This window comes from Synechococcales cyanobacterium CNB, assembly GCA_030263455.1.
Taxonomy (GTDB): domain Bacteria; phylum Planctomycetota; class Phycisphaerae; order Phycisphaerales; family UBA1924; genus CAADGN01.
In genome coordinates this window covers 111,642-134,210 of record SZOZ01000010.1, presented here as the reverse complement: position 1 = coordinate 134,210, position 22,569 = coordinate 111,642, and the positions used below count along the sequence as shown (strand labels likewise).

The 22,569-nt window shown below is 69.1% G+C and carries 15 protein-coding genes; 6 read left to right on the top strand and 9 right to left on the bottom strand.

Features of this window, described 5'->3' with window-relative positions; genetic code table 11:
* Position 1: 1 nt before the first annotated feature.
* From lpxD to FBT69_11295, 5 genes are all read left to right on the top strand, one after another.
* Positions 2 to 1,066: a UDP-3-O-(3-hydroxymyristoyl)glucosamine N-acyltransferase gene (gene lpxD / locus FBT69_11315; protein MDL1905380.1), complete on the top strand. Its 1,065-nt coding sequence runs from the start codon at positions 2 to 4 to the stop codon at positions 1,064 to 1,066.
* Positions 931 to 1,938, top strand: a complete 1,008-nt coding sequence (gene lpxC, locus FBT69_11310) for a UDP-3-O-[3-hydroxymyristoyl] N-acetylglucosamine deacetylase (GenBank protein ID MDL1905379.1) — start codon at positions 931 to 933, stop codon at positions 1,936 to 1,938. Before lpxD ends, lpxC begins: the two co-directional genes overlap by 136 nt.
* Positions 1,939 to 2,217: 279 nt before the next feature.
* Positions 2,218 to 2,760, top strand: coding sequence for a hypothetical protein (locus tag FBT69_11305; GenBank protein MDL1905378.1), 543 nt, complete (start codon positions 2,218 to 2,220; stop codon positions 2,758 to 2,760).
* A complete protein-coding gene (locus tag FBT69_11300; GenBank protein ID MDL1905377.1) occupies positions 2,652 to 3,494 on the top strand; it encodes a DUF1559 domain-containing protein in 843 nt (280 codons plus the stop codon). Before FBT69_11305 ends, FBT69_11300 begins: the two co-directional genes overlap by 109 nt.
* A gap of 22 nt (positions 3,495 to 3,516) precedes the next feature.
* Positions 3,517 to 4,344, top strand: coding sequence for a hypothetical protein (locus tag FBT69_11295; protein MDL1905376.1), 828 nt, complete (start codon positions 3,517 to 3,519; stop codon positions 4,342 to 4,344).
* 15 nt (positions 4,345 to 4,359) lie between these two features.
* Here FBT69_11295 and dnaN read toward each other — a convergent pair whose 3' ends face one another.
* A complete protein-coding gene (gene dnaN, locus FBT69_11290) occupies positions 4,360 to 5,553 on the bottom strand; it encodes a DNA polymerase III subunit beta (protein ID MDL1905375.1) in 1,194 nt (397 codons plus the stop codon).
* 281 nt (positions 5,554 to 5,834) lie between these two features.
* Here dnaN and FBT69_11285 point away from each other — a divergent pair, with 281 nt between their 5' ends.
* Complete coding sequence (locus tag FBT69_11285) at positions 5,835 to 7,805, top strand: transketolase (GenBank protein MDL1905374.1); 1,971 nt, start codon at positions 5,835 to 5,837, stop codon at positions 7,803 to 7,805.
* A gap of 62 nt (positions 7,806 to 7,867) precedes the next feature.
* Here the strand turns inward: FBT69_11285 and FBT69_11280 are convergent, their stop codons facing one another.
* The 8 genes from FBT69_11280 to FBT69_11245 form a co-directional block, all read right to left on the bottom strand.
* A complete protein-coding gene (locus FBT69_11280; GenBank protein ID MDL1905373.1) occupies positions 7,868 to 9,157 on the bottom strand; it encodes a trypsin-like serine protease in 1,290 nt (429 codons plus the stop codon).
* 221 nt (positions 9,158 to 9,378) lie between these two features.
* The gene (locus FBT69_11275; GenBank protein ID MDL1905372.1) at positions 9,379 to 11,163 is read right to left on the bottom strand and encodes a hypothetical protein; all 1,785 of its coding nucleotides are present in this window, start codon (positions 11,161 to 11,163) and stop codon (positions 9,379 to 9,381) included.
* Entirely contained in the window at positions 11,154 to 14,171 is a 3,018-nt protein-coding gene (locus tag FBT69_11270) for a hypothetical protein (protein ID MDL1905371.1), read from the bottom strand. The genes FBT69_11275 and FBT69_11270 overlap by 10 nt, the downstream gene beginning before the upstream one ends.
* 179 nt (positions 14,172 to 14,350) lie before the next feature.
* Entirely contained in the window at positions 14,351 to 16,045 is a 1,695-nt protein-coding gene (locus FBT69_11265) for a Na/Pi cotransporter family protein (protein MDL1905370.1), read from the bottom strand.
* A gap of 103 nt (positions 16,046 to 16,148) precedes the next feature.
* Positions 16,149 to 19,274, bottom strand: a complete 3,126-nt coding sequence (locus FBT69_11260; protein ID MDL1905369.1) for a hypothetical protein — start codon at positions 19,272 to 19,274, stop codon at positions 16,149 to 16,151.
* A gap of 137 nt (positions 19,275 to 19,411) precedes the next feature.
* Positions 19,412 to 20,779: a hypothetical protein gene (locus FBT69_11255; GenBank protein ID MDL1905368.1), complete on the bottom strand. Its 1,368-nt coding sequence runs from the start codon at positions 20,777 to 20,779 to the stop codon at positions 19,412 to 19,414.
* Positions 20,780 to 21,147: 368 nt separating this feature from the next.
* On the bottom strand, positions 21,148 to 22,047 hold the full coding sequence (gene mutM, locus FBT69_11250; protein MDL1905367.1) for a bifunctional DNA-formamidopyrimidine glycosylase/DNA-(apurinic or apyrimidinic site) lyase: 900 nt from the start codon (positions 22,045 to 22,047) through the stop codon (positions 21,148 to 21,150).
* Positions 22,047 to 22,493: a nucleoside deaminase gene (locus tag FBT69_11245; GenBank protein ID MDL1905366.1), complete on the bottom strand. Its 447-nt coding sequence runs from the start codon at positions 22,491 to 22,493 to the stop codon at positions 22,047 to 22,049. Before FBT69_11245 ends, mutM begins: the two co-directional genes overlap by 1 nt.
* Between the last annotated feature and the right edge of the window lie 76 nt (positions 22,494 to 22,569).

The following is a 22,569-nucleotide window of genomic DNA, read 5'->3' as shown; positions in this document are numbered from 1 at the left end:
CATGGCCGTCGAGACCACCACAGGAACGATCGCCGACGCGCTGGGCGCGGATCTGATCGGGCGGGCGGACCTGCCGATCGACGCGGTCGCGCCGATCGAGCGTGCCGGCCCGCGCTCGCTGACGTTCATCCGCACGGACGAGTACGCGCGGCTGTGGCCCGGCTCTGCGGCGGCGGCGGCCATCGTTTCCCGCGCGCTGCGCGTGCCGGGGCACAACCCCGAGGCGCGCACGCTTCTGCTGGTTGACGACGCGGACATCGCGCTCATCCGCACGCTCGAGCTCTTCGCGGCGCGGGCCGCGCCCCCGCCCCCCCCTCCGGGCGTCCATCCGAGCGCGGTCGTTGATCCGGCGGCCGCCGTCGCCGCGTCGGCCACGGTCGGCCCGGGGTGCGTCGTCGAGGCGGGCGCGTCGGTGGGCGAAGGCTCCGTGCTCGTGGCGCGCGTGTTTGTCGGGCGCGGAGCGTCCATCGGCAAGCGCTGCACGCTCCACCCCGGCGTCACCGTCTACCACAACTGCCGCATCTGCGACCACTGCATCATCCACGCCGGCACGGTCATCGGCGCGGACGGGTTCGGCTACCGGCCCGCGCCGGACGGCTCCGGCCTCGTCAAGATCCCGCACCTGGGCGCGGTCCTCGTCGAGCCGGCCGTCGAGATCGGCGCGAACTCGACCATCGACCGCGGCAAGCTCGACGACACCGTCATCGGCGCGGGAACCAAGATCGACAATCTCGTGCAGGTCGGCCACTCCTGCCGAGTCGGCCGATGCTGCGTTCTCTGCGGCCAGGTCGGTCTCGCCGGCTCCGTTGTCGTGGAGGACGGCGCGATGCTCGGCGGCCAGGTCGGCGTGGGCGACAACCTCCGCGTCGGCGCGCGCGCGAAGGTCGGCGCGCAGTCCGGGGTGATGGACAACGTCCCCGCGGGTGAGTCCTGGTTCGCAACGCCCGCGCTCAACGCGCACGAGGCGATGAGGAACATCGCGCTTCTCCGGCGGCTCGCGGGCAGGTTGGACGAGATCAAGGCACGAATCAAGGCTCTCGAATCCGAACACACAGACCGACCGTGATCGTCCCGGGCACGCCACGACGAACCCTCGCCCGCGGCGCACGCGTCGAGGGCGTCGGACTGTTCACCGCCGCCGCGGCGCGATGCACCATCCGCCCGTCCGGTCCGGGCACGGGCGTCCTCCTCCGGCGGTCCGACGTTCCGGGTGCCCCCCCCTTTCCCGCGGCGCGCGCGTCGCTCTCCGATCGCCCCGTCCATCCGGCCTTTCGCGCCATCGATCCTCGCTGCACGACGCTCGGCCCCGCGCACGCCGGCGTCTCGACGGTCGAGCACGTCCTGTCCGCCCTCGCGGGCCTGGGCGTAACCGACGCCCTCGTCGAGGTCTCCGGCCCGGAACTCCCGATCCTCGACGGCTCGGCGGCGCCGTTCGTCGGCGCGATCCTGGACGCCGGCCTGCACGAGATTGCCCCCCCCTCGGCGCCGATCCGGCTCCGCGCACCCGTCGTTGTCGAGGCCTGCGGCGCGACGATCGCCGCCGAACCCGCCGACGCGTTCTCCGCCTCGTACTCGCTCGACTACGGCCCAGGCTCGCCGGTGCCGGCGCAGCGCGCCGAGTGGTCCGGCGATCCCTCGGCCTATGCCGTGGAGATCGCGCCCGCTCGCACCTTCTGTCTGCGCGCCGAGGCGGAGGCGATGCGGGCGGCGGGGCTGTTCGCGCACCTGACGCCGCGCGACATGCTCGTGCTCGACACCGCCGGCCCCATCGACAACACGCTCCGCTTTCCCGACGAGCCGGCGCGCCACAAGTTGCTCGACCTCGTCGGCGATCTCGCGCTGCTGGGCCGACCCCTGCTCGCCCGCGTGCGGGCGGAGCGGTCGGGCCATGCGCTGACCCACCGCCTGACGGGAGCGATCCTCGACGCTGCACTTTGACCCCCACCGGCACTCGGCGCGCGCTGTCTGGCGGTCATCCGTCGCGTTGCGCTTCCGTTCCCGCCCCGGCTGTGCGACAATCGGGGGAGCGCACGAATCCCCCTCTCCCCCGGGCCGGGGCGGCTTCCGGACGCCCCGATGCAGCCCGGTGGGCTTCTCCGGGTAGGAAAGGGGGCTGTCATGGCCGGTCTGGTCGGAGGTTCGGGGTCGAGTCGGAGGTCTGGGTGGCTGCAAGGCGCTGCACGCCGATTCGTGTTGGCAACGGCCCTCGTGGGAGCCGTGGTCGGGACCGCGCTCGTGTTCTCGGGGTGCGTTGCTGCCGAGGAGGTGGAGCGGGTTCGGGCCGAGGCCGCCTCGCTGCAGCGATCGCTGGAAGCGGACGCGGCCGAGTGGGGTCGGCTGGCCGAATCGCTCCCCGAGGGCGACCCGCTGCGGGAGTCCGCGGTGTCGCGGCAGGCCGCGTCGGAGGCGGGTGCGGCGGCGGTCCGGGCGGCTCTCTCCAGCCTGGAGCGGGCGATCGCCGAATCCAACAATCCGTCGGACCCGGTCGGTCAGGCGGTGTCGGCGTGGATGCCCGGGCCGGCGCGTCTCCCCGCGCTGCTCGCGCTTGGCGCGTTGGGTGCGGCGGCACGGGCCTGGCGGTTAAAGGCTGGGCTGGCGTCGGTGGCGCGCGGCATCGGCGCGGCGATGCGTGAGGACGAGGAGTTCAGGTCATGCTTCAGGCGACACGCCGACACCTTCCGCGCCACGCAGACGCCGACCGCGAAGCGCGTGGTGGACGAGGCGACGCGCGAGGGGCTGATGCTCCGGCTCCCGGTGTGAGGGGTCGGGCCGCGGAGTCCCCCCGGCGGGCGTTCACGCTCATCGAGTTGCTCGTCGTGATCTCGATCATCGCGCTGCTGATCGGGCTGCTGCTGCCCGCGCTGGGCAAGGCGCGCGACGAGGCGCGCAAGCTCAAGTGCCTGACGAATCTCCGTTCGCTCGGCACGGGCATGCAGAACTACTTCGGCGACTCCGACCACCGGTTCCCGTTCGTTCGGCCGATCGCCGGGGCGGACGACAACAAGAACGACGTTGCGCTCTTCGACGTGCTGGAGCAGTACGTCGACGCCGCCCGCCCGCGCCGCGAGAACCCGGACGACGTCACAAGCAACAACTGGATCGTGAGCGACCCCTACCTCTGCCCCAGCGACCGCGGGGGCGAGGACGCGGACAACCCCGATCCGTGGTGGCGGACCTACGGCCTGTCGTACCGCTTCCCTCCTGCGGACGGGTATGTCCTGCTTGAACTCTTCGGGGTGTTGAACCCGGACGACCGTGGTTCGCGCTGGTCGGCGATGACCGCGATCTCGCGCACCTACGAGGTCTTCTCGAGCAAGGGCGAGAAGCTCGCGGTGATGATCGACGGCGACCACTGGCACACCAAGCGCGGCAAAGAGGGGCGGAACGCCGTCTACCTCGACGGGAGCGCGGACGTCTACCCGGGCGACCCGTCCGCCGCGGTCCTCGAGCAGATCCTCGCCATGATCCTCAAGCTTTCCGGCTTCCCGGGATGAGGACCAAGGAGCAGACGCAGCCATGAGCGAAGACACGCGGAACACTCCCGGTTTCGGCTCGCTCCTCGAGGGCGTGGACTTCAGCGCGCCGAGCGGTCGTCGTTCCGCTCGTGCCGGGCTGAACGCCATCGACGCTCGCTTCCGCTCGCTCGCCCGCGCCCTGTGGCGCTCGCCGGCGGCGCGCAACGCGCTCGGCGCAGGGTTCCTGGTGCTCGTGGCTTCCGGCGGCGTGGGCACCTGGCTGATGATCCGCCCGAAGCCCGTGCCGGACTACCGCGCGGACAGCATCGCGGCGGTGTTCGATTTCACCCTGCTCACGGAGGAGTTCAACCGGCTGCCGGTGGAGGAGCGCATCCGGCTGATCGGCCAGTTGTACGAGCGGATGCGGTCGCTGAGCGCGTCGGATTCTGCGGAGATGGCGGCGTTCTTCGCGGGCATCTCCGGGGCGGCGCGGGAGCAGATCGAGCGCAACGCGAGCCGGCTGATGCTCGACGTGGTGGACCTGGCCGCCAAGGACTACACCAACGTCCCCGCCGAGCAGCGCGAGAAGTACCTCGCTGACGCCTACGTGCGCATGGCCCGGCTCACCGCGCCGTTCGACGGCTCGATCGAGCGCCGATCGGACGAGGAGCTCGTGGCGCGCGGGCAGCGCGACGCGCGGCGGAACGAGCGCATCATGCGCTCTGGGCAGGTTTCGGCGCAGGACGCCGGCGGCATGGTCACGTTCATGAGCCAGCGCATCGAGGAGCACGCCACGGCGCACCAGCGCGAGCGCATCACCGTCTTCATGCGCGACCTGACACGGTACCTGCGCGGGCAGGACGTGCAGAGCGGGCGGCCGCCGGGCTGAACGCGGTGTGCCGGTTCAGGACAGGTTCACGGGCATGACGACGTAGGTAAAGTCCTGTCCCGACTTGATGAGGCCCGGCTTGTTCGACGCCTTCAGCTCGATGACGACCTGCGGGTCGGCGATCACCTTGAGGGCGTCGGTGATGAAGGCGGGGTTGAAGCCGATCTCGATGTCGTCGCCCTTGTACTCGGCGAGCGAGAGTTCGACGTTCGCCTCGCCGACCTCGCTCGCGTGGGCGGAGAGGTGGGCCTGCCGGCCCTTGGAGTCGAACGCCATGCGCACGCCGCGGGACTCCTCGTTGGTGAGCAGCGCGGCGCGGTGAACGGCGGAGGTGAGCGCATCGCGGTCCACGACGATCGTCTTGTCCTGGTCCTTGGGGATCACGTCCTCGTAGGGGGGGAACGCGCCCTCGACGAGGTTCGAGGAGAGGACGGCGCGGCCGTCGGCGTGGTCCTTGGCGTCGGGCGCGCCGACGTTGAAGTAGACCTGGTTGTCGGTGACGGCGATCTGGACCGTCTCGTCCGATCCGCCCAGGAGTTTCTGGAGCGTGGAGAGTCCCTTGCTCGGGACGATGCAGCGGACGGGTGGCGCGTCCTTTTCTCCGCCGGAGAGCGTCGCCCTGGAGAGGGCGAGGCGGCGGCCGTCGGTCGCCACCATCTGGAGGCGCTTGCCCTCGCGCACCATGAGCACGCCGTTGATCGCGTAGCGCGAGGTTTCGCGGGCGGTGGCGAAGAGTGTGCGCGAGATGAGTTCGCCGAGCGATCGGGCGTCGTGGGTAAAGACGGCCTTGGCGGGGGGTCGGCCGCCGGAGCCGGCCACGGCTGCGCGGAACTCGGTGATGGGCGGGAACTCGCCCGCGGGCTGGCCGATGAGTTTGAAGTGCGCGTCGTTGCCGCGGATGTGGCAGACGAGGTTCTCGTCCGTTTCGAGCGAGAGTGTCGGCTCGTTGTCCTCGGCGGAGACGATCTGGCGGAGCTTGTCGGCGGGGAGCAGGGCCTCGCCGGGGGTCTGCACGTCCACCTGCGCCACGGAGAGGCGGATGGAGATTTCGCCGTCGGTCGCGGCGAGGGTGAGCGTGCCCGCCTTGCCCTTGCGCTCGGCGGTCAGCTTGATGCAGGTCAGTTGGGGTCGAGGCGAGCGGGTGGCGACCACGCTCGACGCCAAGTTGATCGCTTCCAGCAACGCTCCGCGATCGCAGGTGACCTTCATGGGGTCGGCTCCTCCGTGTTGGGCCAGAGTGTACCGCGCAGAAGCGGCGGGAGTGCCCCGAAGACGGGCTTGGCGTCGTCCGCCAGCAAATCTCGGGCCGAATCGCCTTGCGGGGTTGTCAAGGCGTCCGGGGGCGGGGATACTCAGACTCTGCCGCTCATGGCGGCCGCGGGGCGACCGGTACAGCCGACGGTCGGACGGGTCCGGTCCCCGGGGCCGCGCCGGGGGTCTGCCCCGGGTGAGGTGGTGGCCGATGCGCCCCGGGCGCGGGAGGACTCCGCATGTCGTTCGAAGCCGCGATGCACGCCCAGGCCATCGAGTTGGACCGACTCTCTCTGACCATGACGGCCGAGGCTGGGAGCGGGCACCCGTCGTCGGCGATGAGCATCGGGCACCTGGTCGCCATGCTGATGTTCCACACGATGCGGTGGAGCCCCGACTACCCGGACTACCCGACCAGCGACCGTCTGGTTCTGAGCGAGGGCCACGCGGTGCCCGCGGTCTATGCGGCCGCCGCGAAGCTGGGCGTGATGGTTGGGCGTGACCCGGGTTCGCGCAGGCGGCTGACGGTCGCGGACCTGAGTTCGCTGCGGATGGACGGCTCGCCGCTGGACGGGCACCCGAACCCGATGGAGGGGTTCCCGTTCTTCGATGCGGCGACCGGCTCGCTGGGCCAGGGCCTGAGCGTCGCGGCCGGGCTGGCGGAGGCGGCGCGTCTCGACGGCATCGACCGTCGCATCTACTGCATCATCGGTGACGGCGAGTCGCGCGAAGGGCAGGTCGCCGAGGCGCTGGACTTCATCGCGGAGCGCGGGCTGACGAACGTGCTGGCGATCTTCAACTGCAACGGCTACGGGCAGGCTGGGCGCGTGGCGGAGCAGCAGTCGCCGGAGCGTCTGGCGGCGAAGCTCGAGGCCGCCGGGTTCCACGCGAAGACGATCGACGGCCACTCGCCGAAGGAGATCAAGGCGGCGTTCGACGAGTTCATCGCACGGACCGGTCAGCCTGGCGCCGCGCCGATGGCGTTGGTGGCGAAGACGGTCAAGGGGTGGGGCGCGCCGAGCGTGCAGGGTGGCGGCTGGCACGGGAAGCCGGCGACGGGGGACGCGCTGCAGAAGGCCCTTGCGGAACTGGACGAGAGGCGTGTCGAGTTGACGAGCGCGCTCACCGCGTCCGACGCGTTCACGATCGAGCCGCCCGCGCAGGCCGCGCCGCGTGAGCAGGGCTTCGGCGAGCTCCCCTCGTTCGCCGAGGCGATGCGCAGCATGGACATGGAGAGCGTGCTGCACGCGGGGCGGTTGGCGACGCGGAAGGCCTACGGCATCGCGCTGCGGGCGCTGGGGCGCGTGAACGATCGCGTCGTGGTGCTCGACGCGGACGTGAGCAACTCGACCTACGCCGAGACGTTCGGGAAGTCGTCCGAACTCGCCGACCGTTTCATCGAGTGCCGGATCGCGGAGCAGAACATGATGTCCGTCGCGGCGGGGCTGGCGGCGGCGGGCAGGATTCCGTTCTGCTCGACGTTCGCCAAGTTCGTCACCCGCGCGTACGACCAGGTCGAGATGGCGATCAACTCGGGGGCAAACCTGAAGATCGTCGGCTCGCACGCGGGCATCACCCTCGCGGCGGACGGCCCGAGCCAGATGGCGTTGCCCGACGTCGCGTGGTTCCGGGCGTGGACGACCATGCGCGACCACCGGGGCAACCCGGGCTGCTACGTCCTCCAGCCCGCGGACGCCTACGCGGCCTATGCGCTCACGGGCGTGATGGCCGAGTACGAGGGCGCGTGCTACATGCGCACGCTCCGGGCCGACACGGAGTTCATCTACTCCGACGATCAGGTGTTCAACCTCGGGGGCTTCGAGGTGCTGAACGAGGGACGGGACGTCGTTCTCTGTGCAGCGGGCTACATGGTCCACGAGGCGAACAAGGCGATCGACCTGCTCGACAAGGCGGGCGTGAACGCCACGCTCGTTGACCTCTACAGCCTGCCGTTCGACGCGGACAAGCTGCTGGACATCATCGGGGCGAACAACGGCTACGTCATCACGCTCGAGGACAACTACGGGGGGGGGATCGGGTCGGCCGTGGCGGACGCCCTCGTGTCCTCGGGCGACGCCTTCACGCTCGAACAGCTGCACGTCCGGCGCATCCCCCGGAGCGCTCGCACGCCCGAGCAGATTCTCGCGCAGTGCGGGTTGACGGCCCAGGACATCGTCGCCGCCGCCATGCGACTCCTCCAGGTCGCCTGATCCGGCACGCCGTGTCGGCAGGGGCGCTCCCCAGTCGGGCGCGCCTCCTCGTGTCCACGGTCCTACGGGCAGCCTGCCGCCCAGGCGTTCATGAAGACGAGCACGTCGAGGGTGGTGAGCCGGCCGTCGCCGTCGAGGTCGGCGGAGAGTTCTCCCTGCGCGTAGGCGTAGAGGAAGGCGAGCATGTCCATGGAGTTGACGACGCCGTCGAGGTTGAAGTCGGCGAGGCACCAGGTGCGGGCGCAGTCCGAGGCGGCCTCGCGGGCTGCGAGGAAGGCCGGCCTGTCCACCCGGGTGGCGATGTTGTTGCCGCAGACGGTGCCGCAGTGCGTGACGATGCCGATGATCTCGCCGTTGAGCATGAGCGGGGAGCCGGAGTTGCCGTAGGTGACGTCGTTGTCGAACTTGTAGTGGCTCCCCTTGACCAGGGTGATGACGCCGTCGCTCCGCTGCTGGGTCTGGGTCTTCTCGCAGTCCGGGGCCTCGACCGCGCCGTAGCCGAAGGCGTCCACGGCCTGGCCGAGAGCGGCGACGGTCTCGGACACCGGGGCCATCGCCTTGTACTTCTCGAAGATCGTCTGCCCCTCGCTGTTGGCGCCGGTGGTCAGCACGGCCCAGTCGTTGCCGACCCCCCCTTTCTCGAACTGCGCCCAGGTGACGGGGAACTGGTCCTCGACGGGTGGGTGGGCTGGCTTGCAGTCCGCACCCGACGTGGGCACGTTGAACTGGACGACGAGGTCGCCTGTCACGCAGTGCCCCGCGGAGAGGACGACGCTCTTGGTGCAGGACACGACGCCGCTGCACCCGACGGGCATGAGCCGCCCGAACGCGAGACCCATCGTCGGCTCGCGCGTGTCGGGGACGCAGATGCCGCAGAGCGCGCTCGGCCATGCGGGCGCCTCACGCTCGGCGGAGACGCGGCGGAGCGTGACGCGGGTTCCGGCGGTTCGCGGCGCGAGGATGGCTTCGATGGTGACCCGGTCGCCGTTGAAGTAGGCGGTGGTGCGGTTCCAGTCGGAGGCGGACACGGCATCGTGGGTCTGGATCTGGCCGTCGAGCGAGGAGGTGACCCTGAGGCGGCTGCCGCCGATCAGGGTGAGTTCGTCGAAGTGCAGGCGCAGCCACGCCGCGCCCTCGACGGAGACGACGCCGAGTTCGATCGCGGCCCAGTTGTCGCCGGGGTTGTCGAGGGCGCCGCTTTCGAGCGCCACTTCGACGAACTCGCCTCGCGGCAGGTCGAGTTGGGCCTGCCCGCTTGCCACACCGACGCTCGCGCACAGAACGAGCGCGGCCGACCAACACATCGTGCTTCGCATGAACTCCCTCGCTGCTCCCCACGAGTGCGGCTGCATGGAACCCGGACCTGGTTCCAGGCCCACCGCGCCACTCACATGCGCGGCGGGGTCAACCTAGCGGAAGATCACCGATCGACGCAAGCACACCCGGCATGAAACCCGCGACTCCGCGTCAAACTGGGCAATCTCAGGGGTCTGGGCGGCATGTATGAAAACGGGGCGGAGCCTTGGCGGCTTCGCCCCGGTGTTTCTCGCGGTTCCTGGGTTTCGATGTCGGGTTACGGGCAGCCGGCCACGAAGGCGTTGAGGAAGGCGACGAAGTCGAGCGAGTTCACGACGGTGTCGCCGTTGAAGTCGGCCTTCGGATCGCTGCTCGCGAAGGCGTTGAGGAAGGCGACGAAGTCGAGCGTGTTCACGACGGTGTCGCCGTTGAAGTCGGCGGGGCAGGTGGGGTCGCCGATGGTGAAGTCGGCCTCCGAGATCGCCTGCCCGGTGTTGCCGTCGAAGTCGTGGACGATGACGCGGATGCGGGCCTTGGCCGTGTCCACGTTGGGAACGGTCCAGGTGAAGGTGCCGGTGTCGGGGTGGAAGTTGGTCAGCACGGTGTTGAAGGTCTGCCCGCCGTCGGTCGAGAGGTGAATCTGCACGTAGTAGGTGAGGTCGTTGTCGTCGGAGGCCCAGCGGACTTCGGCCTGCTGTCCCTTGGCGTAGGCCTCGCCGCCGTTCGGCTCATCGATGCTCGCGACGGGGTTCTCGCCGCCGAGCGAGGGGGGGACGTGCATGACGATGCAGTGCATGACGCCGGCGAGGTTGACGATGCCCTGGCAGTTGACCTGCACGACGGTCTTGTCGGGCATTGCGGCCTGCCAGACCGCGAGAGCGTCGGCGTTGTACTGCGCGGCGGTGGCGTTGGTGTAGGTGGGGACGAGGACGAGGTCGTTGCAGATGACGGAGTTCGTGAAGGTGTAGTGGACGCCGCCGGAGGTCACCGCGGGGATGCGGTGAACGGTGTAGCCGGCCGCCGCCATCGAGGCGGCCTGGTTGTCGCAGATGACGTCCTGGGTGCTCCCCGGGGCGAGCGGCCAGTCGCTGATGATGACCTCGCGGTCGCCGATGACGATCAGCCACATGTCGATGTGCTGGGTGAGGTCGACGTTGGTGGGGAAGGCGGGGGTGATCTCCGTGAGCACGTTCTGGTAGTCCTGCCAGTAGCCGACGATCTGTGCCTTCGAGAGGGTGGGGTTCTCGTTCTCGATGAGTTTCGTGGCGTAGGAGTCGCCGAGCGCGGAGAGGTGGTAGTTCCCGCCGCCGTGGACGAGGGGGATGATGTAGTACTCGTGCCCGCGTTGCTGTGCGTAGAAGCCGTTGAAGGCGTTGTCGTTCGGCCTGGGGCGGTTGTAGGTATGGTCGATGATGGCGCGAACGCCGTTGCGGTAGACGTAGCGCGGGCCGTAGTCGCGGATCCAGATCGTGTCCATGGTGCGCACGAAGAACCTGACACGGCTCATGTCCGTGCCGGCGGCCGAGAGGGTCGCCTGTGCGGCGGGGATCGCGCCGGAGGTGTCGATCGCGACGTGGAGGTCGGCGTCGCCGGTGGTGGTGATGTGCTTGGCCATCTCGGCAAGGATGGTCTTCTGTGCCGAGGAGCCTTCCCAGGAGATGAGGATGGACTCCATGGGGTCGTACTCGGGGACGCAGTAGATGTTGCCGACGGGCGCGCCGCGCGTGCCGCGCTCGGGCGCCAGGGGGTTGGTCGCCAGGTAGCGGCGTTCCGCCTCTGTCAGAAAGCGTGGGATCTCCGCGCCGTCGGGGAAGACGAGCTGCCCGTCCACGAGGATGGGCTGATCGTGCGGGATGGAGCGAGGTCCGCCGGCTTCCTGCCCGAAGCACGACGCCGCGACCAGGCCAAGCACGCCGAGAACGCGACCGAAGAACAGGCGAGTCATATCGGACCTCCGATGGGGCGGTCGGCGGTGTCCCCCTCCGGGACGACGCCCTCCGCCGTGCAACATACCGGGGCCGACCGCCCCGAACAAGCCGTTTTTCCGAAGGATCAGGGGCATCCGGCCGTGTAGGCGTTGAGGAAGGCGAGGACGTCGAGGGTGTTGATGACCGTATCGCCGTTGAAATCCGCATTGGGATCGCCGGCGGTGTAGGCGTTGAGGAAGGCGAGGACGTCGAGGGTGTTCACGACGGTGTCGCCGTTGAAGTCGGCGGGGCAGTCGTCCGGGTCTTCGCAGACGATCGCCGAGGCGACGACGCGGTCGATGCCGGCCTCGACGACGTGACCCGGGGCGTCGTCCGTCGCGACGAAACGGACGCGGACGGTCGTGCTCGCCGGTGCATCGACGCCGATCAGTACGGCGTCGCTGCGCCATATCTGGGCGGCGTCGTTGTACTCGCGGACGCGCGTCCAGTTCGAGCCGCCGGCATCCGTCGCCACCTCGACCGCGAGTCCGTCCTCCGCGCCGAAGGGCACGCCCGGGAATCCGGAGAGCCAGAAGTCGTACGAGATTGCGCCGCCGTCGGCCATGTTCCAGACGGGCGAGGTGAGGATGGTGGAACCCGCGTTGACGTCGTTGAACGCCGCGTTGCCGGTGACGTAGCACATCCCGGAGCCGTCGCTGTCGGAGGGCGGGTCGCCGAATCCGAAGTTGCCGGGGACGGCGCGAACCCAGTGCCCGCTCGTGGCGGTTCCGCTGACGGTCCATCCGAGGTTTGTCTCGAAGTTGTCGGTGAAGAAGGGCGCGTTCTCGCCGACGACCGCGGTGAAGTGGAACGCGGGCGCGAACGCCGGGTGGGTCACTGTCAGGCCGGTGGTGGTCTTGGCGCTGAGGTAGTAGCGGACGTCGTCCTGGCACGCCGGCTCACTGAAGGTCGCCAGCCAGAGGCTGCCGCCCTGGGGGTTCATCGCGCGCGGCGTGTAGGTCTGTCCGCCGTCGACACTCATCCAGAGCGTGGGCGTCGCCGGGTCGAGCGTGTGCGTTCCGTTCTCGATGGAGACGTCGAAGGGCGTTTCGACGCCGGGCGCGAGGACGCTGGGCGGCCCGCCGGGGATCGAGATGACCAGGGCGTTGGCCTGCACGGTGAAGTTGCCGGGGCTGATGTCGAAGAAGACGTTGCCGACCGCCTCGACCTTGATGCGGGCCTGCGAGGACGAGACCTGGGGCAGCGCGACCGTCTCCGACCCGTCGTTCGGTGTCGATGCGGCGAGGACGTAGGGGAACGTCTGCCCGCCGTCGGTCGAAAGCGAGATGCGGACCTGGGAGCAGTTGATCGGGGCTGCGGTCGTGTTCGCGACGTTCCAGGTCACGGTGCCTTCGCCGCTCCAGGTGGCGCCTGCCGCGGGCTGAATGACGTCGAACGGTCCCGCCGTGCCGATGACGTTGAGGGTGACTTCGGAGGTCGTGATCCCGCCGCCGGCGGCGCGGTTGTCGCGTGCCGTGACGCGCATCTTCATCTGGCGGGCGACGTCCGGGAGCCGTTCCTTCTTGTCGCTCTGGTTCGCCAGGATCGTGGAGAGGATCGGGAAAGTCCGCGAGGGAGAGGAGGTGGGGTTTCGCGAGCGCACGAGGGGAAACTTCCCGTCGTCGGGCGTGGTGAGGGTGGCGGTCGGGCCGAGGTCGCGCTGCTCCCAGCAGAAGGTGACGGCGTCGCCGTCGGGGTCGGAGCCACTGGCCGTGAGGGTGAAGGGCGTCTTGACCGGGATGGCGTATGCCTGGCCCGCGCTGACCGTGGGGGGCAGGTTTCCGGTGTTGACCTTCTGGGCGCAGCCGTTGCCTGTGCTGTTGACGGTGTAGTTGCGGATTTCGTCGAAACTGACGGAGGTGAAGTAGGGGTCGCTGAAGTTCTGGATGTTGTCCGCGCCGCAGAGTCCCGCGTAGCCCATGATGGTGGAGGCGCTGCCCGGCTCGTAGGCGGTCGATCCGTTGCGGTTCCCGTTGCATCCGCTGGTGCTGCTGTTGAAGCAGTGGTTTGCGCCGAACTGGTGTCCCATCTCGTGGGCGACGTAGTCGATGTAGAACCCGTCGCCGGTCGGAGCGGGCAGGCCGGTGACGCCGCGTGCTTTCTGGTTGGACTTGCAGACGCACGCGAGGTAGGCGACGCCCCCGCCGCCGGTGGAGAAGACGTGCCCGATGTCGTAGTTCGCACTCCCGATGATGCTGTCGCAGGTGGACTGGTTCTGGCCGAGCATGGTGCCGCCGTTGTTGTTCGTGTAGGGGTCGGTGGCGGGGTTGGTGTAGACGATGAGGTCGTTGTTGCCTACGAGGATCATGCGGATGGCGACCTCGACCTCGTAGACCTGGTTGACGCGGTTGATCGCGGTCGTGATGGCGGCCATGCCTGCGGTCTTGGTCCCCCCGTGGTACTGCGTGTACTCGCCTGTGGCGGCGTTGGCGAGGCGGTAGGTGCGCAGCTGCTCGCCGAATCGGACGCCGCCGTACTCGGCCGGGGCGATCCACCCGAGGTCGTCAGCACCGACTGTTTCGCAGGTCCACCCCTCGGGCGGCGTGAGGTCGGCCTTGCGATAGGCCGTGTAGAACCCCGTGTCGCCGCGGCTGAACGGATCGACCCACCACGCGCCTTCGGGCGAGAGCACTTGGGCGTGGAAGCCTTGCGGCGTGAGGTCCAGGCGTACGCACGCGGCAGGATCATCGATGCCCTGCCCCGCGAAGGTGCGGATCTCGGGGAACTTCGCGGCCAGGGCGGGTTCCATGATCGGCGACTCGAAGCACGCGAAGGGCGCGAACCCGCCCTCCGGGGTCGGCACATAGAACACGACCGGACGGAGCGAGGCCTCGGGCGTGAACTCCATCGGCGCGGCCGTCAGCACGCGCCAGGCGGACGCCATGTCGATCGCGTAGGCCTCGAAGCGGTTCGGGCGAATCCAAGCGTCCTTGTTCCACTGCTCTTGCGGCAGGCGCTCAACATGCACCCAGACACCGTCGGGCGAGACGAGCGCGCCGAAACCCGGTCGCAACTCCTGGCCCGATGCCGCGCCGTTCAGCGAGGCCGCGAACCCGATACCCAGGAGAACACACGCCTCGCCGAAACTGCGAACGGAAGCCATCGCCGGACCCCCTCCTGATTCTGAATCTCAAGACCGAGATGCCGGGAAACCCGGCGACAACGACACCGCCATCGGCCATCGGGCCGACGCACTCAGGCTATGCGATCTTCAAACAGTGCCGGTTCCCGCGAAGTCCGAAGCAAGGCCCCATCAAATCCCTACCCTCTATCGGTCGTGCGTCACTGATGTCGACCTTCGGCTCGTTCCGCAAGTCTGCTGTCTGCCGTCAACTGTCCGCTTTCCCCCGGGTGTCGTTCCGGCTCGGCGAAGACACGGTGCCGTTCCGGCGCGCCGCCCGCCTGCGCCGGCGCGAGCAGGTGGACCGTGCCTCGCCAGAGGTGATAGGCCAGCCGGTCGAGCCACCGCGCTGCTTCGAGCACGTCGAGCGCGTCGTCGGGTGGCACATCGCCGGAGGCCGTGCGTTGGAGCACGCGCACGCGCTGCGCGCGGCGATAGGAGGCGATGGTCGATGACGCCTCGCCCGCGTCGCTGGCGGCCTGTGCGTCGGCGTCGGCCGGGCCGCGGCGCATGGCGTCGCGAACGCGGGCTGCGACGTCGGCGAGGCGCGCCGCGGGGTCGCCGAGTTCTGCGCCTGCGCGTCGCACGCGGGCCGCCAGTTCGCGCTCCGCAAGTCCTTCGATGAGGCGCTCGAAATGGTCGATCGCGTGGAGGACTCCGACGTGGGCGACGTGCTCTGGGGCGTTCGGATCGGTGCGCACGCGTCCGAGGAACGACCGTACCCGGTCGAGCGCGCCGTCGACTTCCTCGACGCCGCGCCGGCTCTCGGCCGACACCGTGCCGATGGCGGCCGTTTCGCGCACCGCTTCGGCGAGGATCGCGCCTGCGTCCATCACGGCGCGTCGGGCGGCGTCCACCGCGACGGCGGGCACGGAAGCGACGGTCTCGTCGAGGTGGAGGGTGAGCGCGCCGTCGCGCTCGCGCACCAGGCGAGCGATCAGCCCCGCGTACTGCCGAACGAACGGGAGGAAGACCGCCGCGCTGGCGAGCGTGAACCCGGTGTGGAAGGCGGCCAGACTGAGCACCGACCGATCGGCGTCCAGCGTCAGTGTGCCCACGACCCAGAGGAATGCCGGGATCGCCGCCAGCCCGATCGCGCTGCTCGCGGTGTTGAAGACCACGTGTGCGGCGGCGGTGCGTTTGGCGGCGGTGGTTGCGCCGATCGCGGCGATGATCGGCGTGACGGTGGTGCCGACATTCGCGCCCACGACCAACGACACGCCCTGTTCGAGCGTGATCGTTCCCGCGTGGAGGGCGGCCATGGTCATGGCGACGGCCGCGCTGGAGGACTGCATGACCACCGTCATGGCTACACCGATGCCGACGAGGGCGACGTCTCCCCAGGCGGTGCCGCCGGGGAGCGAGGCGGGGTTGACGTGAGCCGAGGCCGATTCCATCGCCGTTTTGAGCGTGTCGATGCCGACGAAGATCAGCCCGAAGCCGGCGATGGCCATGCCGACGGCGGCGCGGCGGTCGCGCGTGAACAGCTTCACAAGCACCCCGATGCCGACCATCGGCATGGCCACCGAGGCGATGCTGAACTTCAGCCCGAGGAGAGAGACGATCCATCCGGTGCTCGTCGTGCCGACGGCGGCGCCGATGATGACGCCGACCGCCTGCGGGAAGGAGAGCAGGCCCGCGCTCACCATGCCGATCGTCGCCAGCGAGGTCGCGCTCGACGACTGCACGGCGACGGTCAGCCCCGCGCCGGACACGAAGGCCCGCACCGGGCGGCCGGTCATGCCCGAGAGCACCAGGCGGAGCCGATCTCCGGCCAGGCTCTTCAGCCCGTCGGTCATCAGCGACATCCCGAGCAGGAACAGCCCCACGCCGCCGATGATCCACGCGATCGACACGCGCCCGACCCCTCTCGCCCCGCCCCGCGCGGAGCCGAGCACGATCGTAGCGTCACGCCCCGTTCACGGACTTCCCACCACCGCCGTCATATGCCCTCGGACCTTATGAGCACCCGGCGGTGAAGGCGTTGAGGAAGGCGATGAAGTCCAGCGTGTTGATGACGCCGTCGCCGTTGAAGTCGGCGCGCTGATCGCCGGAGGTGAAGGCGTTGAGGAAGGCGATGAAGTCCAGCGTGTTGACGACGCCGTCGTTGTTGAAGTCGGCCTTGCACGAGTTCCCCTGGAACTCGAACGCTCCCATGTCGATCACCGCCGTGTGCCCGTTGCCCGGCACGCCCGTGTCCGTCGTGCCCATGTCGTTGTGGAACCGCGGATCGCCGGAGAAGTCCACTGGTACGGCCTCGGTCGTGTTGGCGTCTTCGTCGATGTCCATTCCGTCCGCTGGCACGGCCGTGTTGTCCCCCGCGTCGATGCACGGCGACCCGGCCGACAGCAGCAACACGCCCGCTCCTGCGTTCACGAACTTCGGGTCGGCGCCGATGTTCCCCACGCCGCCGAACGAGCCGGTCCACCCCTGCACGCACGACCGGTTCACTGCGGCCGTCCCGCTGTAGAGGAACACCTGCTTCTCCTGCGTCGCCGAGTTGGGGTCTGTGTTCGCCCACAAGATCGACCCTGTGAGCGCAAGGTGCGAGCCGCTCATCGCCATCCCACCGCCGCGATCGGCGGCGTGGTTCGCGTGAAGCGTGCAGCCGACGACTGCCGCCTGCGTCCCTCCGCCCGCCGCGAACGCTCCACCACCGACACCCGCGGTGTTGGCGCGCAGGACGTTGCTGACAAGCGTGATCTGGCTGTTCCACGCGTCGATCGCGCCGCCGTATGTCTGCGCGACGTTCTGACGGAAGAGGTTCGCGTCCGCGCGCAGCGTCGAGTCGCCGAGCGAGATCGCGCCGCCGACACCCCCCGACGAGTTGTCCGTGAACTCGCACAGCGCAACGCTCGCTTCGCTCTGCCAGCCGACCGCGATCGCGCCGCCGTAGCCGTTCGTCGCCTCGTTGCCCTCGAACCAGCAGACCATGAACGAACCGGTCGCCGAGTCGTACAACTCGACCGCGGCGCCGCCCCATGACGCGGTGTTCTCCGTGAACTCGCACCCGACGAACGCGACGTTGACCCCCGTGTATCCCGCGATTGCTCCCGCGTACTCGCCCGAGTTCGCCTCGAACCTGCACTCATGGAAGAGCGCCGATGCCCCGTCGTACAGGGAGACCGCGCCGCCCGCGTACCCCGCCGCGTTGCCCTCGAAGGAGCACCGCTCGAACCGCATCGAGCATGGTTCGATGACGATCGACGCCCCGCCGCTGCCGCTTGCCCGGTTGTCGCGGAACACGCAGTCGCGCACGACGGCTGACGATCGCACGGCGAGCATCCCTCCCCCGCTGCCGAACGAGCGCCCGCCCTCGACAACGAACCCGTCGAGCACGGCATTCGCGTCCGAGTCCAAGGCTTCGAGCAGTGCGTATGAGTTGTCCGAGTCATCGCCCGGTATGCCGATGTCGCCGCTCAGAACCGACTCGAACGCCCCCGGCACGCGCTGATGGATCGACGTTTCGCCGCCGCCGGGGTGCGATTGCCCCTGGAACCCGCCGTAGAGCGCAAGGCCTGACCTGAGCGAGAACCGCCGCCAAGGATCGCCTTGCCCGCTGTCCGGCAAGTACGTCCCGTCTGCGACCCAGACCTCGCGCGTGTGCGAGCAGCGCAGGTTCGCCGCCGCAGTTACTTCCGCCAAGTCGCGCAGCGCATCGCCCCACGCCGCGCCCTGCCCTTGACTCTCAGAGTGCATATCGACGTGGATGCGCCGCTCGCACTCGTCGGGGATGCCGTTGCCGTTCGTGTCGCTGCTGGTCGCGTCGGTGATGTCGATCGCGTCGTCGATGCCGTTGCCGTTGCAGTCGCGCATCCGCCCGCTCTTGCGGTAGTTCGCGAGCGTGTGACGGGTCTGTTCCACGACGAACGCGTTGTACGCCGCCCGGGTTTCGCCGATCGGCACGCCCATCGGCTTCCCGCCCGGCCCCAGGACGCCGGGGTGCGAGTAGATCGGCACGTACACGTCCACCGGGTACGACATCACGTCGCCGTAGTTCGTCCCGGCGTGTGTGTAGTAGTGACCCCATGCATACGAGAACGGCGCGGACGGGTCGTTCTCATGGTCGTGCGCGCACCCGAAGTTGTGCCCGAACTCGTGCGCCCCGGTCAGGATGCCGCCGCCCGCTGACCGCCAGTTCAGGCAGGTGAACGCCGCCCCGTCGTCCCAGATCGCCCACCACCCCGCCCCGCCCAGAAACCGTGTGTCGTCCACGATCAGCAGCACGCAATCCGCCGCGGCTGCGTCGCGCCAGCCGTGCACCTCGTCCATGTACCCGTCGCCGGACTCGGTCACGCGAATCAGGTGGTCGAGCCAGTCCGGCGAGACCTCGTCATACGCCACTTCCATGAAGCCGACCATCGCCATCTCCAGCCCGCTCACAAGGCTGTTGGCGATCGTCAGGTTCGTCGTGTCGATCACGTTCTGCACGCGCGTCTGCAGTGCCGCTGCGCCGCCCGCCGCGGTCTTTGCCTTGGTCGTGTAGATGACGAGCACATCCGCGCGTGAGACATCGTCGTCGCACGAGCAGCACGAGCGCCCCTCGCCGGACTGTCGAGCCGCGCCGGAGGGTTCCACGGCCTCGGTTCCGCGCACCGAGCCTGCAACGTGCTTCGCCTGCGGCGTAGTGCCGTGACCGATCTCCGCCGCCGCGCACCGTACCACCGCGTGCGGCGACCATTCCACTGCCACACACTCGATCCGGCCGTCCGGCAGCACGACACCCGTCGGTTGCACGCCGAATGCGCCGTGTGGCGTCCACACGCCCACACTGACCAGCCCGTGCTCTACCGTCACCACGAACGACGCGGCCTCGTACCCCGCCACCTTCCCCCGAACCGTGACACCGTCCGCTCGCCTGTCCACGCGCTCAACCAGCAGCCCGAAAGACAGATCATCGAACAGCGGGAGCGAGATCGCCCCGCCGACAACGGCGTTCGAGTACACACCGGCATCCACTGCGATCGCCCGTGTCTGAAGCGCATCCCCCGGCGCCACCGGCTCATCACTCGCTCGAACTGAACCCGTCATTCCGAGAACCGTGAGCCCCATCGACAGCCTCAACACGCTCGTGCGCAGCGACATCGCACCGCCCTCCGGCCCCACTGGCTCCCATGCTAATGGATTCCCCAGCCCGACTGGAAGGGTCTACTCAAAAAATGTCCGGTGCGGCATTCGTGAGGCCGTCGCCGGGCTGGCAAGCAGTGCCCGCCGCCGCGAGGTTACCGGCACCCGATGGCCCAGGCGTTCAGAAACGCCAGAAAGTCCAGCGTGTTGATGACGCCGTCGCCGTTGAAGTCGGCGCGCTGATCGCCGGAGGTGAAGGCGTTGAGGAAGGCGAGCACGTCGAGCGTGTTCACGGAACCGTCGCCGTTGAAGTCGGCGCGGCAGCGTTCGAAGACCCATGTCGCGCCGCTGAACGGGCCGTTGTCGTCGTCGCCGTGCGCGCCCGCGGCGATCACGCTCTCCGCGATCGCCACGGAATAGCCGAGCCAGTCACCCTGATCCGGGTCGGTCGCCAGGAGCGTCGCGGTGCGGGGCCATGCCCCGTCGCTTTCCTCGTAGACAAACACAGCGCCGGCGTCGGTTGCACCAGTGTCGTCGCGGTATGAGCCGACAACGGCCGTTGAGCCGTGAATCGCCACGGCGCGGCCGAAGTACAGGCTCGGCGCAGGCACCGGCGGTGCGAGTCTCGCCTCCTGCGTCCAACCCGTGTCCGTGTTGCGAAACACGTACGCCGCGCCTGTGAACGGCCCCGAATCGCCTGCGAGCGCGCCGACCACCATCGCGCGATCGTACAGCCCGATGCCCGCGCCGAAGAGCGCGCCTGGCGTGGCGTCCGCGGCCGTGATCGTGGTGGCGAACTCCCACACGCCGTTGCCGTCGCGGGTATAGAGATGCACGGCTCCGGCGTCCATGCCCGCGCTGTCGTCGCCCATGGATCCGATCGCGATGACGCCGTCGCCGACGGCCAGTGACTGGGCGAAGTAGCTTCCCACGCTCGCGCTCGGGGAAGCGAGCCGTGCCGTCTGCTCCCAGACGCCGGCGTTCTTCTCGAAGATGTACGCCGCGCCGCGTCCACCGTCGGCCTGGTACGCGCCGACGATCACGAGGCCCTCTGCCGCGGCGACCGCGAAGCCGAATCGCGCGCCCGCGGCCGCGTCCGACGCCACCAGCCGCTGCACCTGGACCCACTCACCTGCCGATTTCTCGAAGAGAAAGGCCGCGCCGCTTTCCGAACCGGCCGGGTCCGCCAAGGGTGCACCCGCAACGACGACGTCCCCCGCGAGTGCGACCGAATGCCCGAGCCAGTCACCTGGCCGGGCTTCCGTGGCCGTCAGCTTCGCCCCCTGGACCCAACCGCCTGTACCGCGCTCGAAGAGATAGATCACACCGCTGTCATTCCCTGCGGCGTCGTTGGTCGGCGATCCGACCACGAACAGGTGGTCCAACACGGTCACGCTGAAGCCGAAAGCGTCGCCGGGGGCCGCATCCTGGGCGCTGACTCGCTCACCCTGACCCACGGCGAGGGACGACCAGGCGAGCGATGCGACGAGAATGCCAAGGCCGACAGCGTTGCGACGGCTCACAGACCCATTCTGCCAAGAGAACTCTCTCGATCAACCGAAAACAGTCGAACTGCCCTCGCCGGTCGGCCAATGTTCGGGATAGCGGGCTGTCGGCCGGCGTGTGAACAACTTGTGCACGACCACGCGATCAGCGCCGGAGTGGGCGAACCAGATCAGGATCACTCCAGTCGTGTTGACCGACCAGACCGACGGGATCGTCTTTCGTCATCAGCAGACGACAGGCTGTCGTCGGCATACGCACACCGCCGGGTAGCACCAAGTGCCTGGTCTACGGGGACTTGCGGCGAACTCTCCCGATTGTCCACTTCTCGACGGGGCATACTGCTACTCAACTCTGAAGAGTTCTCTTCTTTCAGGGAGAGGAGTTCTCAGGCTTTTGGGGCAGCCCGATGCACCTTGGCGGACGGTAAACAGGTCGCGCTCCGATGTGGATAACTCTTCGGAAGACGTTGGCATGTTCGGCAGGCGACCGTCGTTCTTTGGGCCACGAGCGAGGTCGTCAGCGGCGTGCCGCAGCGCACGCAGGGCTGCCCCCCCCGTCCGTAGACGAGGTGCCGTTCCTGCTGGCGGCCGGGGCTGCCGTCAGACCCGGCGTAATCCCTGATCGTTGAACCCCCGGCGCGCACCGCCTCGCGGAGCACTGCCCGGATGGACTCCGTCAGCCGTTCAACTTCGGTTGTTGAGAGCGAGGCTGCTGAGCGTGCCGGATGGATGTTCGCGCGGAACAAGGCCTCGTCCGCGTAGATATTGCCGACGCCGGCGAGGATGGTCTGGTCGAGCAGCGCCGCCTTCACGGGTCGCCGAGCGGCCGCGAGTGCAGATGCGAGATGCCGCGTGGTGACGCGCAGCGCATCCGGACCAAGAGCTGCCCATCGCTCGGCTCGCAGCGCGTCGAGCGTGGAGTAGCTCCACAGTCCTCCGAAGCGGCGCGGGTCGCGGAACACGAGGGTGGTGCCGTCGTCGAAGACCCATCGCGCATGGGCGTGGTTGCGAGTCGTTGTCGGCTCGCCGAGCCGCGTAGCCAGCAACTGCCCTGTCATGCCGAGGTGGACGCCGAGGGAGCGGCCGTCATCGACCACAACGGCGAGGTGCTTGCCATATCGGAGCAGGTCGCGGACTGTGCCGCCGACGAGCAGGGCGGTGGCTCCGGGAGGTTGCCGGGTGCGGAGCACGTCGCGCCGGAGCAGACGCGCGAACTCGACGCGGCGCCCCATGATGGCGCGTGCGAGGCCTCGGCGCACGGTCTCGACTTCGGGGAGTTCGGGCATCAGGCTTCTCCGCGGCGGAGTTGCCGGAAGAACGTGCGCAGCAGGTCGCCGCACGCCTCGGCTCGTACGCCGTGCACGATTTGCGGCCTGTGGTTCAGCCGGCTGTCGGACGGGATGGCGTAGAGGCTTTCGCACGCACCTGCCTTCGGGTCGTTCGCTCCGTAGACGAGGCGTCCGACCCTCGCGTTCACGACCAGCCCGGCGCACATGGCACAGGGTTCGAGCGTGACCACCAGCGTGCAGTGGTTCAGCCGCCAGTCGCCGATCGTTTGCGATGCCGCGCGCACGGCCAGGAGCTCGGCGTGTGCGGCCGGGTCGTGATCCGCCTCGCGTCGGTTGAAACCTTCGCCGAGCACGCGGGCGGAGGCGGTTTCATAGACGACCGCGCCGACAGGCACCTCCCCGATGGCGGCGGCGGCACCGGCGAGGGCGAGGGCGCGCGTCATCATCGCGTCGTCGGCCGCGGTCGGTTCGCCCGCAGGTCGCGGTCGCGGCAGGGGGCCGAGACGGGAATAGAACACC